Annotated in this window: 16 protein-coding genes and 1 pseudogene; 10 read left to right on the plus strand and 7 right to left on the minus strand. The window is 63.6% G+C overall.

The window, feature by feature from the left end; translation table 11 throughout:
- Positions 1-8: 8 nt before the first annotated feature.
- From FBZ89_RS05190 to FBZ89_RS05200, 3 genes are all read right to left on the minus strand, one after another.
- The gene (locus FBZ89_RS05190) at positions 9-1,808 is read right to left on the minus strand and encodes a nickel-dependent hydrogenase large subunit (RefSeq protein WP_145748937.1); all 1,800 of its coding nucleotides are present in this window, start codon (positions 1,806-1,808) and stop codon (positions 9-11) included.
- On the minus strand, positions 1,808-2,908 hold the full coding sequence (locus tag FBZ89_RS05195) for a hydrogenase small subunit (protein ID WP_145748938.1): 1,101 nt from the start codon (positions 2,906-2,908) through the stop codon (positions 1,808-1,810). Before FBZ89_RS05195 ends, FBZ89_RS05190 begins: the two co-directional genes overlap by 1 nt.
- A 1,489-nt stretch (positions 2,909-4,397) precedes the next feature.
- Positions 4,398-5,291 (minus strand): LysR family transcriptional regulator, encoded by an 894-nt coding sequence (locus FBZ89_RS05200; RefSeq protein WP_145748939.1) that lies wholly within the window; start codon positions 5,289-5,291, stop codon positions 4,398-4,400.
- A gap of 93 nt (positions 5,292-5,384) precedes the next feature.
- Here FBZ89_RS05200 and FBZ89_RS05205 point away from each other — a divergent pair, with 93 nt between their 5' ends.
- From FBZ89_RS05205 to FBZ89_RS31440, 3 genes and pseudogenes are all read left to right on the plus strand, one after another.
- Positions 5,385-6,206: an NAD-dependent epimerase/dehydratase family protein gene (locus FBZ89_RS05205; protein WP_145748940.1), complete on the plus strand. Its 822-nt coding sequence runs from the start codon at positions 5,385-5,387 to the stop codon at positions 6,204-6,206.
- Positions 6,203-6,943: an SDR family NAD(P)-dependent oxidoreductase gene (locus FBZ89_RS05210; protein WP_145748941.1), complete on the plus strand. Its 741-nt coding sequence runs from the start codon at positions 6,203-6,205 to the stop codon at positions 6,941-6,943. Before FBZ89_RS05205 ends, FBZ89_RS05210 begins: the two co-directional genes overlap by 4 nt.
- Before the next feature lie 169 nt (positions 6,944-7,112).
- Positions 7,113-7,657: pseudogene (locus tag FBZ89_RS31440) on the plus strand (IS3 family transposase); the annotation flags it as partial.
- A 308-nt stretch (positions 7,658-7,965) separates the two neighbouring features.
- On the opposite strand, the gene FBZ89_RS31160 reads toward FBZ89_RS31440, so the two are convergent.
- The 3 genes from FBZ89_RS31160 to FBZ89_RS05230 form a co-directional block, all read right to left on the minus strand.
- A complete protein-coding gene (locus tag FBZ89_RS31160) occupies positions 7,966-8,628 on the minus strand; it encodes an FAD-dependent monooxygenase (protein ID WP_211115100.1) in 663 nt (220 codons plus the stop codon).
- A 21-nt stretch (positions 8,629-8,649) separates the two neighbouring features.
- Positions 8,650-9,177 (minus strand): FAD-dependent oxidoreductase, encoded by a 528-nt coding sequence (locus FBZ89_RS31165; RefSeq protein WP_211115101.1) that lies wholly within the window; start codon positions 9,175-9,177, stop codon positions 8,650-8,652.
- 158 nt (positions 9,178-9,335) lie between these two features.
- On the minus strand, positions 9,336-9,944 hold the full coding sequence (locus tag FBZ89_RS05230; protein ID WP_145748943.1) for a TetR/AcrR family transcriptional regulator: 609 nt from the start codon (positions 9,942-9,944) through the stop codon (positions 9,336-9,338).
- Positions 9,945-10,045: 101 nt separating this feature from the next.
- Between FBZ89_RS05230 and FBZ89_RS05235 the strand changes: the two genes are divergently transcribed.
- The 3 genes from FBZ89_RS05235 (at position 10,046) to FBZ89_RS30695 (ending at position 11,364) form a co-directional block, all read left to right on the plus strand.
- On the plus strand, positions 10,046-10,429 hold the full coding sequence (locus FBZ89_RS05235; RefSeq protein ID WP_145748944.1) for a DUF4267 domain-containing protein: 384 nt from the start codon (positions 10,046-10,048) through the stop codon (positions 10,427-10,429).
- A gap of 37 nt (positions 10,430-10,466) precedes the next feature.
- On the plus strand, positions 10,467-10,901 hold the full coding sequence (locus FBZ89_RS05240; protein WP_211115102.1) for an ester cyclase: 435 nt from the start codon (positions 10,467-10,469) through the stop codon (positions 10,899-10,901).
- 139 nt (positions 10,902-11,040) lie between these two features.
- Positions 11,041-11,364 (plus strand): NIPSNAP family protein, encoded by a 324-nt coding sequence (locus FBZ89_RS30695; RefSeq protein ID WP_186457210.1) that lies wholly within the window; start codon positions 11,041-11,043, stop codon positions 11,362-11,364.
- A 117-nt stretch (positions 11,365-11,481) separates the two neighbouring features.
- Here the strand turns inward: FBZ89_RS30695 and FBZ89_RS05250 are convergent, their stop codons facing one another.
- Positions 11,482-12,639 carry an epoxide hydrolase family protein gene (locus FBZ89_RS05250; protein ID WP_145748946.1) on the minus strand — a complete coding sequence of 386 codons (1,158 nt, stop codon included), beginning with the start codon at positions 12,637-12,639 and terminating at the stop codon, positions 11,482-11,484.
- A gap of 209 nt (positions 12,640-12,848) precedes the next feature.
- On the opposite strand from FBZ89_RS05250, the gene FBZ89_RS05255 reads away from it, so the two are divergent.
- The 4 genes from FBZ89_RS05255 to FBZ89_RS05270 all read left to right on the plus strand — a co-directional run bounded on the left by FBZ89_RS05255 (position 12,849) and on the right by FBZ89_RS05270 (position 15,322).
- Complete coding sequence (locus FBZ89_RS05255; RefSeq protein WP_145748947.1) at positions 12,849-13,736, plus strand: LysR family transcriptional regulator; 888 nt, start codon at positions 12,849-12,851, stop codon at positions 13,734-13,736.
- A 210-nt stretch (positions 13,737-13,946) separates the two neighbouring features.
- Positions 13,947-14,390, plus strand: a complete 444-nt coding sequence (locus tag FBZ89_RS05260; protein WP_145748948.1) for a MarR family winged helix-turn-helix transcriptional regulator — start codon at positions 13,947-13,949, stop codon at positions 14,388-14,390.
- Positions 14,391-14,465: 75 nt separating this feature from the next.
- Entirely contained in the window at positions 14,466-14,990 is a 525-nt protein-coding gene (locus FBZ89_RS05265) for an isochorismatase family protein (protein WP_246172044.1), read from the plus strand.
- A 2-nt stretch (positions 14,991-14,992) separates the two neighbouring features.
- Positions 14,993-15,322 carry a hypothetical protein gene (locus FBZ89_RS05270; protein ID WP_145748950.1) on the plus strand — a complete coding sequence of 110 codons (330 nt, stop codon included), beginning with the start codon at positions 14,993-14,995 and terminating at the stop codon, positions 15,320-15,322.
- Positions 15,323-15,510 lie beyond the last annotated feature (188 nt).

Raw genomic sequence — 15,510 nt, forward strand, 5'->3', positions numbered from 1 at the left:
TCCTTGGTTCAGCGGACTTTGACGTCGGCCAATTCCCGTCCGTCCGGCCCCATGACATGGGTGGAACAGGCCAGGCAGGGGTCGAAGCTGTGCAGCGTGCGCAGGATTTCCACCGGCTCTTCCGCGCGGGCCACCTTGGTGTTCATGAGCGACGCCTCGAAGGCGCCGATGTTGCCCTTGTTGTCGCGCGGGCTGCCGTTCCAGGTGGTGGGCACCACGCACTGGTAATTGTCGATCTTGCCGTCCTTGATGCGGATCCAATGGGCCAGCGCGCCGCGCGGCGCCTCGGTGAAGCCCACCCCCTTCACCTCGGACGGCCAGGTCTTGGGGTCGAACTTCGCCGTGTTGGCGGTAGAGGTGTCGCCCGCCTTGATGGTGGCGATCAGCTTGTCCAGGAAATAGCGCTGCTTGCGCGCCGCCCACTGGGCCTCCAGCGCGCGCGCCGCCGTCCGCCCCAGGGTAGAGAACAGCGCGTCCAGCGGCACGTTCAGCGCCGCCAGGGTACGGTCGACCTGGTCCTTGATCTCGGCATTGCCCTGCATGTAGCCGACCAGGTAGCGCGCCAGCGGCCCCACCTCCATGGCATGGCCGCGCCAGCGCGGCGCCTTGATCCAGCTGTACTTGGCGCCCTCGTCCAGCTGGATGATGTTGGTGCTGGTGCCCTTGGCGTTGGGCCCCAGCTGGTAATGGGGCTCGGTCACGCCGTCCCAGGGGTGCAGGCCCTTGCTCTCGTCCGGGTACTTGTACCAGCTGTGGGGCACGAACTCCTGCACCTGCTCGGGATCGGTGAGATCGACCGGGTGCACCTCCGACAGCTTGCCGTCGATGATGGCGCCATGGGGCATCAGCAGGTTGCGGGGGCTGTAGTCGTTGGCGCGGTCGGGGATGTCGCCATAGGCCAGCACCGACCTGTTCGACAGCCCGCCGCCGTAGAGCCAATCCTTGTAGAAGCCGCCGATGGCGATGATGTCGGGGATGTAGACGTTCTCCACGAACTCGATGCAGCGATCGGTGATGGAGGATACGTAGTTCAGCGACGCCATGTTCACCGGCGCGCCCGCCGCCATGTCGCCATCCAGGTTGATGGCGCAGGGAACACCGCCCACCAGCCAGTTGGGATGGATGTCCTTGCCGCCGAAGATGGTGCGGACGCGCATGATCTCCTTCTGGAAATCCAGCGCCTCCAGATAATGGGTCACCGCCATCAGGTCGGCCTCGGGCGGCAGTCTGTAGGCCGGGTTGGTCCAGTAGCCGTTCTTGAACGGCCCCAGCTGCCCGGACTCCACGAACTTGCGCAGGCGGGTCTGGATGTCCCGGAAATAGCCCGGGGAACTGTTGGGATGGTGGGGCGAGACCGCCTGCTGCAGTTCCGACGTGGCCTTGGGGTCCGCCTTCAGGGCATTGACGGGGTTCACCCAGTCCAGGGCGTGGAGGTGGTAGAAATGGACCAGATGGTCATGCACCTGCAGCGACAGCTGCATGATGTTGCGGATGCTGTTGGCGTTTTCCGGAATCTGGATGTTCAGGGCGTTTTCCACCGCGCGGACGGAGGTCAGCGCGTGGGTGCCGGTGCAGACGCCGCAGATGCGCTGGGTGAAGGCCCAGGCGTCGCGCGGGTCCCGCCCCTTCAGGATGACCTCCAGCCCGCGCCACATCGTGCCTGTGGACACGGCGTTACGGATGACGTTGTCGCCGTCGAGGTTGACCTCGCAGCGCATGTGGCCCTCGATGCGGGTGACCGGGTCGACGACGACGCGCTTGCCGCTGGTGTCGAGCTGGTAGCCGTTGGGTGTCGCAAGCGTGGGCATCAGTCCCGTCCCTCTCTCTTATCGTTGGCACCGCTGTTGGAGCGGGCGCGCTTGACCGCGCTGGCCGCGGCATGCACCGCGGCGGCGGCGCCGACGATGCCGGCGGCCGTGCCTCCGATCTTGTCGGCGTTGGCCTCGACACCGAAGCCGTGGACGTCGCTCAGCCGTTCATAGAAGCCGCCCTTGTCCCAGAAGCCGTCCTCGGAACAGCCGATGCAGGGATGGCCGGCCTGGATGGGAAAGCTGAGGCCGCCGTTCCAGCGCACGGTGGAACAAGCGTTGTAGGTGGTCGGGCCCTTGCAGCCGACCTTGTAGAGGCAGTAGCCGCGGCGCGCCCCTTCATCATCGAAGCTTTCCACGAACTGGCCGGCATCGAAGTGCGGGCGGCGGTAACATTTGTCGTGGATGCGCTGGGAATAGAACATCTTCGGCCGGCCCTGCATGTCCAGTTCCGGGAAGCGGTCGAAGGTCAGGATATAGGCGATGACCGCCGTCATGACTTCGGCGATGGGCGGGCAGCCCGGCACCTTGATGATGGGCTTGGCCGGCAGGCCGGGCACCTTGTGGATGGGGGTGGCCTGGGTGGGATTGGGCCGGGCGGCCTGGACGCAGCCCCAGCTGGCGCAGCTGCCCCAGCTGATGATGGCCTTGCAGTGGTCCGCCGCCTTCTTCAACTGCTCCAGGTACGGCTTGCCGCCGATGATGCAGCTCATCCCCTCCTGGTTCAGCGGCGGGTTGCCCTCGCAGGCCAGGATGAAGTTGCCATCGTACTTCTGGATGGTCTCGTCGATGATGGATTCGGCCTGGAAGCCCGCCGCCGCCATGATGGTGTCGTCATAGTCGAGGCTGATCATCGACAGGATGACGTCCTTGGCCAGGGGATGGGCCGACCGGATGAAGCTTTCCGAACAGCAGGTGCATTCCAGGCCATGCAGCCACAGCACCGGGATGCGCGGCTTGGTTTCCATGGCGGTTTCGATGGCCTGGGCGTAGGAGGGACCCAGACCCAGCGCCGCGGCCGTCAGGCTGCAAAATTTGGTGAAGCTTCGCCGGGTGATGCCCTGCCGGCGCATCACCTCGTAAAACGTCTCGCTCGCCATTCCGGCATTTCCTCCAACGTCCCCGGCGGGGCTGTCTCGCTCCGCATCGGTGACGTTTGGGCAAAAAGCGTGCCAGGCGAAAAATTGAGGGCGCGAAAGGCTTAATGGTATCGGCGCTCCCCTCAGGGGTGGAAAGCACCTTTCCAATTGTAAGGTAACCGCACACGCGGAAGCGATGGCGCCTAATCAGCGGATGAATGAGCCCATGATCGCCGAGGCGCCATTCCCGCAGCCGCCCTTCGCCTCATCGGTCCCTCGGGCGCGGCGTGCGCCGCGATGTGCCGTTCCAGCCGGCCGCGTTCAGCATGGGGGCACGCATACGGCGCGCGGCCATGATCCCCCCGGGGATTCACTATTGGCGGTCCGGCACTTCCCGGCGGTCTTGGTCTGGAAGGCCTTGGACTGGGCGGGGAAAGCCGGTACGGCGGATCCACCTCGTGGCCGACGTCTGGCCATCCGGTTCTTCCGAGGGGAGATCGTCACCATGGGAACGCTGTCTCCGCCGCGTACCCCGCAGAGCCATTTGCCCCACATTGTCCAAGGTGGCGGCAACACCTGCCGCGGCGGCCTGACGGCGCAGGTCATCCAGGTCCATCATGTCCAGGCCATCACCCGCGTCGCCCGATTGGCCGGCGAGGATGGGCTGGCTGCTTTTCCAGCAAATACAACGGCCTACATGCCAGATGGCGTCCCCTACGGGATTCGAACCCGTGTCGCCGCCGTGAAAGGGCGAAATCAGATCTAGGCACCAAGCGGATTATCGGCGGATTTCCTGGATTTCTTGTGCTGTAGAGCGCTGCGAGACACCGGATCTTGCTATGTTGTTTGTCCCGCATTTGTCCCGCGCTCTGGACACCGCCGTCGTGGCCATCCGCTCTTCTTGCCCTACCCGAGCGTTGTCCCGCATCTGTCCCACACTCAAATCGTCACCGAATGGCGCGAATCGGAATCCACATGATCGGCCTTGTCTGGCTTCCGTTCGATGGCGCGTAGGACGCACCTGAGCGCCACCCCAGTAACTCGCGGCTCTGCCAGCCGTTGCAAATACCGTCGAGCAGGCTGAACGCGGCCTGAACCACGTGAATGCGGGTGAACGATTGTCTGAATATGTTCGAAAAAGTCTGAACAAGTTTGAATTTGTCCGAAAAATATGTCTAAAAATTTCCGAATACTCAGAAAAATTTCCACAAATTCCGAAAAATTCAGACTATCGGGGCCGCGCACCCGCTGCTGGCGGGTCGAGATGGTCGAGTGTTAATCGGCGTGCAGCCTGGACGCCGATCGGCAAGGTATCCATTTGATTCTATTGAAGTCTGTAGGGTCACTGGGTCGTGCCGATTTACAGGGTGGTACTCGCCGGCAGGAGCCGGCTGTCAGAACCACGCGGTTTTCCGCGGCAACGTCGATACCCTCCCGATGCGGCGGCCGATCGATTGCGATGAATGCCGGGACAGTCAGATTGCCACCCGAGCTCAGTGAGCGGTGCGGATCAGGCCGGACGTGTGGTGGAGAACTGTCCAAGGAGCCATCGGCCAGCGGGGCCCGGCAGTTGATCTGTGGGATAAATCGCTTGGAAGGGCATCAACCCTGCTGAGGGTCCCTCCATCTCGATGCTCCGAAGTCGGCCGCTCGCCAGATCCTCAGCCACCAGCCAATGCGGCATGTGCCCCCACCCCAGGCCGGCGCGAAGGAATGCGTGCTTGGCGCCAAGATCGGCCATGCGCCAGATATTCTTGCCTTGCACGCCGTAGTCGATCCCATCGGTCATGGAAGAGCGATCGGTCAGGACCAGTTGGGTTTCGTCCAGCACCTCCCGAAGCGTGGTCGGCCCCTCGGACGACGCCAGCGGCGAACCTGGCGCGACAACCGTAACCATTTTCTCGCTGAACAGCCGCTCTGCTGTCACGCCTGGTGGGGCGAACGGAAGCGTTCCCGTGATGCCGAGACCGCATCGGCCGTCAAGCACCATCTGCGCGACCGCGCCGAGGGCCTCGACGTGCAGGCGAAGCGGTGTTGAAGCGAAGCGCTTCTTGAAGCCGGCAAGGGCGTCAGTGAGACAGCCTTGCGGGAACATGACGTCAACGACGATCGAAAGCTCCGGCTCAAGCCCGGCGGAAAAGCTCCGTGCCTTCGCCTTCAACCCATCGGCATCGTTCACCAGGCGCCGGGCATCGGCGAGCAGGTTGCTGCCATGTGGCGTCAGTTGCGGATAGCGGCCGACACGCTCGAACAGCGGCACGCCGAGCTGTGCTTCGAGATTCGCGATCGACTGGCTGACCACCGACTGCGCTCGCCCCAGAGCGCGTCCTGCGGCCGAGAAGCTGCCTTGGTCGGCGGCGGCAACGAAGGTTCGCAGATGATCAAGAGAAACGCCGTCGAGCATGTATCTGTCTGAACGATGGATGGTATCTAGTCATATAGGCTACGAGGAGGGAACGGAAGCGCGTATTTCCCCCGGGGAAAGGAGATCGCGCGCTTGACCCATGTTCTCGTATTAGGAGCCACCGGCTTCGTTGGCGGCGATATTGAAACGGATTTCCCGTCGGTTCTGGCTGCGGCCCGCGCAGCGGATGCGGTCATCTATGCGGCCCAGATCGCGCCGCCAGCCGAGCTGCAGGCCGTCACGGGCCTGCTGGAAGCGCTGGCTGACAGCGGAAAGAGCTTTCTGTTCCTGTCGGGATCGGGGGTGCTCTGCCAACGAACGGGTGGCGCCTGGAGCGCGGACAGCTTTTCCGAAGACGACGCATTTACGCCCGAGCCACTCGCGATCGCGCGCGTAGAGACGGAACGGCGCGTTCGCCACGCCGCGTCGCGGGGCGTGCGGGCGATGGTCGTGCGTCCGCCGCTCATCTGGGGGCCGGGCGACCACGGCCATGTCTCGATGGTCTATCGGTCGGTCTCCATGACCGGGGCCGCCTGCTATGTGGGCGATGGTTTGGCGACCTACGGCAATGTCCACGTCGACGATATCGCGGACCTCTTCGCCCGAGCGCTGCAATCGGGTGAGGCCGGAGGGCTCTACCATGCGGTCGCCGGGGAAACCCCCAATCGCTGGATCGCCGAAGCCGTAGCCCGCGATCTCGGCGTTCCGACCCGCAGTGTCAACATGGCTGAAGCGGCCGAGATCTGGGGCGAGTTCGGCGCGCTGATCATGAGCGTGTCGAGCCGCGTGCGCGACGCCGCAAGCCGTGCGGCGCTCGGCTGGTCTCCACACCATACCGACATGCTGTCGGAAATCGGCGAGCCGCGACTGCGCGCGCTCGCCACCTCTCAAACGAAAAAAGGACCACAGGAATGAGCACTCATGAAGGAAAGGTGGCGATCGTCACCGGCGGCCGGCAGGGCATCGGCCGGGGCGTAGCGGACCTGCTCGCCAGGCGTGGCGCCAAGGTCGTCATCGTCAATCGCAGGGACGCCGCCGATGTGGCCGACGCGATCGGTCATGGCGCGATCGCGATCGCCGCCGATGTCACGAGCGAGGCTGACTGGGCCACGGTCGCGAGCACGGTGGACAGCACCTTCGGTCGTGCCGACATCCTCGTTCACGCCGCCGGGGCCTATCCGATGGCGACGCTGGAGCAAATGACGCCGGAGGCTTGGCGTTCGGTGCTGGCGCTCAATCTCGACGCCCACCTCATGGGCGCACGCGCCATCGTGCCGCTCATGAGGAAGGCGAGCGGCGGCTCGATCGTCGCGATCGGCTCCGACGCGGTCGGCATGGTGACCCCGCCCGGTTTCGGCTTCTCGCACTACATCACTTCCAAGATGGGCGTCGTAGGCTTGGTCCGCGCGCTCGCCAGCGAACTCGCCGCCGACAACATCATCGTCAATGCGGTCCATCCCGGCATTACCGACACCGAGGGCGCGAGCGGCATGCCCAACGAGCAGAAGGCGCAGGTCTACATGCAGCAGGCGATTAAGCGTCTCGGCACGCCCGCCGACATCGCCGGGCCGGTCGCCTTCCTCACCAGCGACGACGCCCGCTTCGTCACCGGCCAGACGCTGGTGGTCGACGGGGGTTGGCTCCGGCTTTGAGGACAATGCGATGAGCACCACCCCTTCGGCGCCGACAAGCGCCTCGTCGACTATCAAACGGGTTGCCGACTGGATTGGGCTGCCGCCGGATTGGATGACACCGGGATAAGGTGCTAGTCCAACCGGAGGACAAAACTCGGAGCGCAAACAGTACAGCCGCGAATTCAAGATCGAAGCGGTGAAGCTTATCGAGGAACGGGGTGTCAACGTGGCGCAGGCTGCGCGGGATCTCGGGGTTCACGCGACCATGCTGCGCAAATGGGCGCGTGCCCTCGGCCGGGCTGGCAAGGATGCCTTTCCCGGCCACGGCCAGCGGAGCAAGAGGAGATCGACCGTCTTCGGCGAGAGGTTACCCGGCTGAAGGTGGAGCGTGACATCCTAAAAAAAAGCGGCGGCTTACTTCGCGAAGGAGAGCCTATGAGGTTCGCCTTCATCGCGAAGCACCGGGGGATCTGGCCGGTTGCATGGATGTGCGAGGCGCTTGGTGTCTCGCGGGGCGGGTTTCATGCCTGGCTGGTCCGCCCCCCATCCCGGCGTTCCCGTACGGATGCCAAGGTCGGCGAACGGGTCCAGGCGAGCTTCGTGGCCAGCGACCAGACCTACGGGGCCCGGCGCGTCCGGCACGATCTGCTGGCGGAGGGGATCGCCTGCGGCCTGCATCGTGTGGAACGCCTGATGCGCCAGCGGGGACTACGCGCCCGGCCGCGCCGCCGCTCCGGCAGCAGCCCAGGATGCCGTGCCGGACGAGGCGCTCCGGGAGGCGTTCTGGCACATGCCCGCTTCAGCCTTGATAGTTTTCCCGCCTACAGATGACGTGAGCCTGTGGTCGGCTCAGCGACGCATCCACGCGATCAGAGCCGAAGAAGCTAGATCGGGCGCTTCTAGCGTGTCGGTCACTTGACCAGCTATGATCGAGCGCGGGTCGCTCAGCGCTGCTGCGCCAGATGATTACTTCACGGAATGGCTTTCCGAAAGAGGCCAGCCGGGGATCGCCCCGGCGCCGCCGAGGCGATCACGTACGATCAGGCCGGAAGCGGGTTCTGGGCCATACGCTGCTCACCGATCTTCGCAGCCTCGCGGACCACCGCGAAGCCATAGGCCAGCATGTTTTTTTCGTAGGCGGCCAAAGCTGCGCTCAAGTCCGCTTCACCCTTAGCGGCCCGCTTGAGCGCTCGTCCGAGCAACGCTCCGTCGCGCATCGCAACGTTGGCTCCGCGGCCGAGTGTCGGCGTCATTGAGTGGATCGCGTCGCCCAGCAGGGTGACGTTGGTCGGGTTATCGAGCGTGCAGGGCACGCTTGTATACATCTCGACGGGGAAGAAGGAGTCAGCGTCTCCGGCGCGGATCACTGCGCCGGCATTGTCCGGCCAACCGCCGATCGTGTCGGCCGCGATCCGCTGCAACTCAGCTCCCGAGGCCTCGCGCAGGTTGCCGGGGAAGTAGCGGTGGCGTCCCCCGACGATGCAGACGATATAGTCGTCCTCATGGCGCACCGCCGTTCCAGGCGCGAAGCTGGATGCCGCCTCGTCCGGAGGCATGGGGAAGCGCACGGAGCCGAGGCCGAGGAACACCTTCCGCTCGTCGGAGGCAATCGTGAAGATGTCGCCAAGGGTCTCGGCTGGCGCCAATTCGGCCGCGGCTTCGAACGGTATCCGTCCGTAGATGGCGGTAATGCCAGCATCCACCGTATCGGCATGCGGCGCGCGCTAGCGGCGCACGGTCGAGCGGATGCCGTCGGCGCCAACCAGCATGTCGCCGGTGACGCTCGTTCCGTCGCTGAAGTGCGCCGTCACTCCTTGGTCGCTGCTCTCGTAGCGGTCAATCGCTTTTGCGAAGTGAATCCGGTTCTCTAGTCCGGCGAGCAATATCTGACGCAGCGTCGCGCGATCGACGTTGGCGTGGCGAGCACTGGCCTCCGTAGCCGGCCAGACATCACCAAGATCGTCCTGTGTCGGCAGCCGTTTGATGACTGACAGGTCGGTGCCGAGGATGGTCGTATAGGGCTCGGTCCACTGCGATGTCTGCTCGAAGAGCCGCCATAGCTCCGGCGTCAGCACCTCGCGGGCCGCATTGATCGCATCGCCGTCGAGGTGGAGCCGATATCCCTGTGGTCGATCGAACGGGGCGTTGTCCCGCTCGAATATCTCGCAGGCGATTCCGGCACGGGAAAGCGATTGGGCCAGGCTCAGACCGCCAAGACCAGCACCTACAATAAGAATTTTGAATTCAGGCATGAGTCGTCCCTTGCAAAAACATTGGCAAAGGACGCACCGGCGACCGACCCGTGGATCGGTACTTGTACGAACGCTCTCGTGTCACCCGGACTACCTACCGGGCAGTGACTTTCGTACGTCGCAAAAAAGATACCGGATTGCGAATCGAAGTCAACTCCTCAAGCGGGCTTATGCGGCTCCAAGGGACCACTGACCTGTGCTTTATCGCTAAACTTTTCGACGAGGACTTCGAGGCGAGCCTCGGCTCCCGAAGCGGGAATCCGCCCGGATTGCATAAGGACGACCAGTCCATGCAAGGCGCCCCATAGCACTTCGGCTAGAAATACCGGCTCTCGCCGATCGGGGCCAAGCGCAGCGACCAACGCCGCGAAGGCGGCGCGAAGGGCTGGTGGCGTGTCGTCGCTGGCAAATTTGATGTTTGTCGGCAAGACGAACATCGCTTCATACACGACTGCGTGGGAACGGGCAAAATCGACGTAGGCGGCACAAACGTTCCGCAATACGCCACCGGCGCCGGCGGCTTTCACGGTCTCCGCCTCTAACCGGGCCGCAAGTTCTTCAAACCCTCTCGTGGCGACGGCGGCCATGATCTCGGCCTTGCCCTTGAAGTGGCTGTAGAGGACCGGCTGGCTGTAATTGATCAGGTCCGCCAGGCGCCGCGTGGTTACGGCGTCCCAGCCCTCGGCCTCGGCCAGCTCGCGCGCGGCGGCGAGGATGAGTTCATAGCGCTCCGCGCGCTGGCGCTCTTTGCGTTCTGCTATCGACATCCCCAAACCCTAACAGCGAACTATTTTCTGTCAATGCTAGATTTTCTCTTGCGGTCTAATTCTAGCGCCGCTAGATTTTATGCAGATGACAGGAGGCTATTATGCTGCAAACCGGATACGTGCTTTCAGGCCTGATCGCGGCCGCAATTATGTTCCTCGGCGCTCGCTTTTGGGTGGCGCCAGCGGCCGCGTCTGGCGACTTCGGCATCGCCGACTCACCCCCGCTATCGAAGGGGTTCATCGCGTGGCTCTCGGTGAAGGGCACGCGCGACATCGCGTCGGGAATTTTCGTCATCATACTGATGTCCAACGGGTCGCCGCGCGTGCTGGGCGAATTCATGCTCGCCGCGAGCCTCATCGCCTTTGGCGACATGGTGGCCGTCCTTCGCTCAGGCGGAAGCCGAGCCCTCGCGTTCGGCATGCACGGCCTCACCGGGCTGGTCATCGTCGCAACCGGCGCCTGCCTGATCGTCGGCGCCAAGTAGCCCCTCTCCATTCACTGAAGCCTAGAAAGGACGACCAATGACGACCGTTGATTCTACTGATCTCATCAAACTCGGCCATGCTTTCGCCGAGATCATGTCCAGCCACGACGTCTCGCGCCTCGACGAGATCAAGGCGCCCCACTACGTGAACCACAACGCCTTCGCCGAACCCGGCCTGGAGGGGTCGAAGAAGGTCCTCGGGGCCATCATCGCCGGCGTGCCCGACCTGAAAGTAACGGCCGAAGATGTCTTCGTGTCGGCTGACGGCTCCCGCGTAGTCGGCCGTTATCGTTACGAGGGCACTCACACCGGAAACCTCCTCGGCTATCCGGCCACGGGCAAGCCCTTCCTCATGCGCTCGATCGACATCTGGCGGGTCGAGGGTGGGCGCTTCGTCGAGCACTGGGACGAGCTCAACACGCTCGATGTCTTCATCCAGATTGGCGCAGTGCCTCCCCCTCGTCAGCCGTAACTCAGACGTCGACGACCAACCGATCAGACACGGATCGGAGCGTCGAAGAGGGTACGCGCCTCCCGATGGTCGCGATGGCGGCATTGATCGCCATCGCGATCGGGGCGCGCAGGATCATACACCTGAAAAGGAACAGACCATGCGAACCTTCGAAATGCGAGTCTATACACTTCGCACCCAAGCAGCGCTCGATTTCTACTGCAACACAGTCTACCGACGCCACCTCGATAACTTTGACAGGTTCGGCGTCCAGGCTCATGGTTTATGGACCAGAAAGAACGACAATGAGCACCGGGCCTTCGCGCTTCTTTCTTATAATGAGGGCGACGATCCGGCCGAAGTTGCGCAGCGTTACATCAAGAGCCCCGAGGCCGTAAGCGACGCCCAAGGCTTCGATGTCGATGACATTCTGAGCGTCGAATCCACAATTCTGATTCCCTCGACAAGCTCTCCGTTGAGATAGCAAGGCGAACCTGGAGCTATGAAATCCGCGAAGGACGATCGTAGCTGCCGCCGCCCGACCTCGGAAACCGGCCGTCGTCAGATGGACTGATTGGCGCGCTCATGGGATCAGCGCCCTTTAATTCAGCCGGGCGAAGGTGGCGCGGATGTCATCGACAAGGACCTTTGGCCGCTCAAGTGCCGCGAAATGGCCGCCGTCGCTCTCGCCGTTGAAGTAGATCACGTCGGAATAGCGCTTTTCGGCCCATCGCTTGGAGATGCGAACGTGTTCGCCCTCCAGCATCGTGAAGCCTGTTGGCACGGTGATCGGACCTTTAGGCTGCCCGCCTGCCGGTCCGCCAGCTTTGGAGAGCTCCCAGTAGAGCCGGGCGGCGGACGCGCCTGTGTTGGGGATCCAGTAGAGCATGATATCGTCAAGCATCTCGTCCTGCGAGAAGGAAGCCTCAGCGTCTCCCCGGGTCGCGCAGGTGTCCTGGAACATGGCGTAGATCCAGGCGGCCAGGCCGGACGGCGAGTCGGCCAGCGAGTAGCCGATCGTCTGCGGACGCGTGGACTGTTCCTTGGCGTAACCGGAAAGGTCGCCCCAGAAGATCTTGGCGTCGCCGAGCATCGCCTTTTCCTCGGGCGAGGCGTCCGCAATTTCCTCGGGCGTCGGCATGGCCATCACGAAGTTCAAATGCGTGCCGAGCAAACCGGCCGGCCTCTTGCGCGCGATGGCGTCAGCGACGCCAGCGCCCAGGTCCCCACCTTGCATGCCCCAGCGGGTGTAGCCGAGTTCCGCCATCAGTTTGATGTAGAGATCGGCGATCTGGGGCAGGCCGCAACCTGGCGAGACCGGCTTGCCCGAGAACGCGAAACCCGGCATCGCAGGCGCAACGATGTGGAAGGCGCGGCGGGGGTCTTCGCCATGCGCGGCCGGATCGGTCAAGGGACCGATCACCTTGCGGAACTCAAGCACCGAGCCCGGCCAGCCGTGCATCATCAGCAGCGGCAAGGCGTCGGGCTCAGGCGAGCGGACGTGGAGGAAATAAAGCTCCTGACCGTCAATCGTCGCCTTGTGTTGGCCGAGACTGTTCAGCAGGCGCTCGCAGGCTCGCCAATCGTACTGGGTGCGCCAATGCTCACAGAGCGTCTGGATCTTAGCGAGTTGAGGCCCCTGACTAATGTCGGAAACTGTCTCGCGCTCAGGCCATCTGGTTTTGGACAAACGCTCACGCAAATCGACGAGCACGCTTTCTGGAACACTCAGATGGAAGGGCTTGATCGTTCCAGTCATGGTCATTTCTCCAAAGGCGGGGAGGCGGCGGGTATCGCGAAGGCGGCCGTAAGCGCCAGGAAACCGCGACGATCCAGTTCGCTGCGTTTGGGCGTGAGATCAGAGGCTGGCGGCATGGAGATCCTTTCGCCGCTTCAATCTAGTCCGTTCCGGAAATTGGGATTAGATTGATAAAGCGGCACAAGACGTTCCACTGGAGGAACGAGACGATGAATTTCGATGATGTTCGCGTTTTTGCGCGCATTGCGGAGCTGAGAGGCATATCGGCGACGGCGCGCGCGCTCGGCCTTCCCAAATCATCGGTGAGCCGTGCTTTGGCGCGAATGGAAGCCGCCGCCGGATCCGCCTTGGTCGAGCGGTCCACGCGACATGTTCGGCTGACCGACGCAGGGGTCCTGCTTCACGCTCACGCGACGCGCATTCTAGATGACATCGCCGAGGCGGAAGCGGCCCTGGAGGGACTAGCAGGGGCGCCGCGCGGACGTCTGCGTGTGAACGCCACCCATGCCTTCGGCATCGGCGTGATCGCCCCGATGCTGCCTGGCTTTTTGGCGCGCTTCAACCAGGTGCAGGTGGCGCTGGACGCTGATGATCGCCGCATCGACTTGGCCGCACAGGACACGGATCTGGCGATCCGCATCGGCCCGATGGCGGACTCTGCGCTGATCGCGCGTCGGCTGCCTTCAGTGGACTTGTGGCTCTGCGCCAGTCCGGCGTACCTGGCGGCGCATGGGACACCGAGGACCGTGGCGGAACTGGCCGCTCACCGCCTGGTCGATCGCCAGGATCGCATCGATTGGCGCTTTGGCGACGCGGGCGCGATCGACGGGGAGCCGCAGGTCATCATACCCGACGCAAGCGCGCAAAAGGTTGTGGTGGAGGGTGGAGCCGGGATCGGTCACCTTCCTGATTATCTCGTGCGCCCGGCGGTCGCCAGCGGGCATCTGGTTCGTGTCTTGCCGGACGTGACCGCCGCATCCATCGAAGTCCATGCGCTCTATCCCAGCCATCGCAGCCTCTCGGCCAAGGTGCGGGTATTCATCGATGCGCTCGCCGAACACATGCGGGTCACCGCTAGTCTGGCGGCAGATTGCTGACGCCTGGAGAAAGGCTCGCGTGCGGTCAAAAGCTGTTTCCAGCGCGTAGGCTCCGGGCGCCAATTATCGGGAAGTACATGACGAACGGGCCAACTCGCCCGGCCTTCCGAGCCTACCGGGGTCAAGGCAACGGAAATCCTTCGCTGGCGTTCACATAAATACCATCAGACAAACTTGTCAGTTTGCCTGATGGTATGCTATATGGCGCTAATGAGCAGTGACCCCGACACGTTGACAGCGCCCGACACCGTCGTTCCCGCCCTGACCCAAGCCATTGGGCAAATCCTGCGCCGCCTGCGCGCCGAAGCAAATCCCGATGGCTTGAATCTCTCGGAAACGGCAGCACTCGCGTTGCTGGACGATAGCGGCGGCATGACAAACGCCGATCTTGCCCGCGCACAGGCGATGAAACCACAGTCGATGAGCACCATCCTGGCGAGCCTTGAGCAGGAGGGGCTGGTCGAGCGCAGTCCTCATCCCACGGACGGCCGGCAGATCCTCTTTTCGCTGACCACGAAGGGCGCCGAGGCGCGGCGGAAGAGGAGCATGGCTAAGCATGACTGGCTGCTGGCGGCCGTTGGCAAGCTCAGTTCGGCCGAACGACAGATTCTGCTCTCGGCTGCGCGGATCATCCGCGATCTCACCGCCTCCTGACACCCCGCCCCCCGGAAAGGGCGCCCCCATGACCGTCACCACGCTCGCCCCCAAGACCGCGCTCACGCGCTCATTGTGGTCGACCTGCAGAAAGGCATCGTGTCGCTTCAGCCCGATCCGCATCCGATGGAGGACGTCGTCAGGCATGCCAGCCTTCTGGCGGCGCCGTTCCGCAGACAGGGCCTGCCGGTGGTGCTTGTCAATGTCGCGGGCGCCGCCCCGGGCCGGACGGAGCAGCCGCGCATGCGGCAGGAGCTTCCGGCCGGCTGGACCGATTTCATTCCGGACCTCGGCCGGCAGCCGCAGGATCATGTGGTGACGAAGCATACGCCCGGCGCCTTCACCAGGACCGGTCTCGAGGATCATCTCCGGTCGCTTGAAGTCACCCAGGTCGTGATCGCCGGCGTTGCCACCAGCAATGGCGTGGAGATGACCGCGCGCCAGGCCTATGAGCTGGGTTTCAACGTCACGCTCATGACCGACGCGATGACCGATCGGCAGGCTGACGCCCACGCTTGGAGCGTTACCCGCGTTTTCCCGAGGATCGGCGAAACCGGGACCACGCAGGAGATCATCGATCTTTTAACACGGAGCGCCTGATCATGAATTGGCTTCACGACATATCCTACCTTTTCGGTGGCGCCTTCCTCGCCAACGCGATTCCGCATTTCGTCAGCGGCGCGATGGGCCGGCCGTTTCAGAGCCCGTTTGCCAAGCCCTCGGGCCAAGGTCTCTCGTCCTCGACCGTGAACCTCCTTTGGGGATTTGCGAACCTCGTCATCGCCTACTTTCTGATGGTTCGCGTGGGAGACTTCGATCTTCGCGCGGCGGACCAGGCCGCCGCCGCCGGGGCTGGCTTGCTGCTGATCGGTCTGTTCTCCGCACGCCACTTCGGGCGGTTCCACGGCGGCAACACGCCCACAGCTCCCTGACGAAGGGATGCGCGGCATGTCCGAAGAGTCCCGTCACAACGCGGCCGCCACTGAGCCGAGCGTCTCGGACAATGATCGGCTTGATCCCTCCGTCTGAACTGATGGTGTGGATGCCCCTTTCCCCGGTTTCGGCGGATATCAGGCTATGATGTCTGCTGGACATCGTTATGGAGGGCGCCATGACCACG

Origin of the sequence: Nitrospirillum amazonense, assembly GCF_007828045.1 — a bacterium.
Classification (GTDB): domain Bacteria; phylum Pseudomonadota; class Alphaproteobacteria; order Azospirillales; family Azospirillaceae; genus Nitrospirillum; species Nitrospirillum amazonense_C.

Coding starts and splice junctions, on each gene's coding strand:
- FBZ89_RS05230 (WP_145748943.1), bottom strand. CDS start 9,944: ATGTCGATAGCAGAACGCAAAGAGCGCCAGCGCGCGGAGCGCTATGAA.
- FBZ89_RS05210 (WP_145748941.1), top strand. CDS start 6,203: ATGAGCACTCATGAAGGAAAGGTGGCGATCGTCACCGGCGGCCGGCAG.
- FBZ89_RS30695 (WP_186457210.1), top strand. CDS start 11,041: ATGCGAACCTTCGAAATGCGAGTCTATACACTTCGCACCCAAGCAGCG.
- FBZ89_RS05250 (WP_145748946.1), bottom strand. CDS start 12,639: ATGACTGGAACGATCAAGCCCTTCCATCTGAGTGTTCCAGAAAGCGTG.
- FBZ89_RS05255 (WP_145748947.1), top strand. CDS start 12,849: ATGAATTTCGATGATGTTCGCGTTTTTGCGCGCATTGCGGAGCTGAGA.
- FBZ89_RS31165 (WP_211115101.1), bottom strand. CDS start 9,177: ATGCCTGAATTCAAAATTCTTATTGTAGGTGCTGGTCTTGGCGGTCTG.
- FBZ89_RS05235 (WP_145748944.1), top strand. CDS start 10,046: ATGCTGCAAACCGGATACGTGCTTTCAGGCCTGATCGCGGCCGCAATT.
- FBZ89_RS05190 (WP_145748937.1), bottom strand. CDS start 1,808: ATGCCCACGCTTGCGACACCCAACGGCTACCAGCTCGACACCAGCGGC.
- FBZ89_RS05195 (WP_145748938.1), bottom strand. CDS start 2,908: ATGGCGAGCGAGACGTTTTACGAGGTGATGCGCCGGCAGGGCATCACC.
- FBZ89_RS05270 (WP_145748950.1), top strand. CDS start 14,993: ATGAATTGGCTTCACGACATATCCTACCTTTTCGGTGGCGCCTTCCTC.
- FBZ89_RS05260 (WP_145748948.1), top strand. CDS start 13,947: ATGAGCAGTGACCCCGACACGTTGACAGCGCCCGACACCGTCGTTCCC.
- FBZ89_RS05200 (WP_145748939.1), bottom strand. CDS start 5,291: ATGCTCGACGGCGTTTCTCTTGATCATCTGCGAACCTTCGTTGCCGCC.
- FBZ89_RS05240 (WP_211115102.1), top strand. CDS start 10,467: ATGACGACCGTTGATTCTACTGATCTCATCAAACTCGGCCATGCTTTC.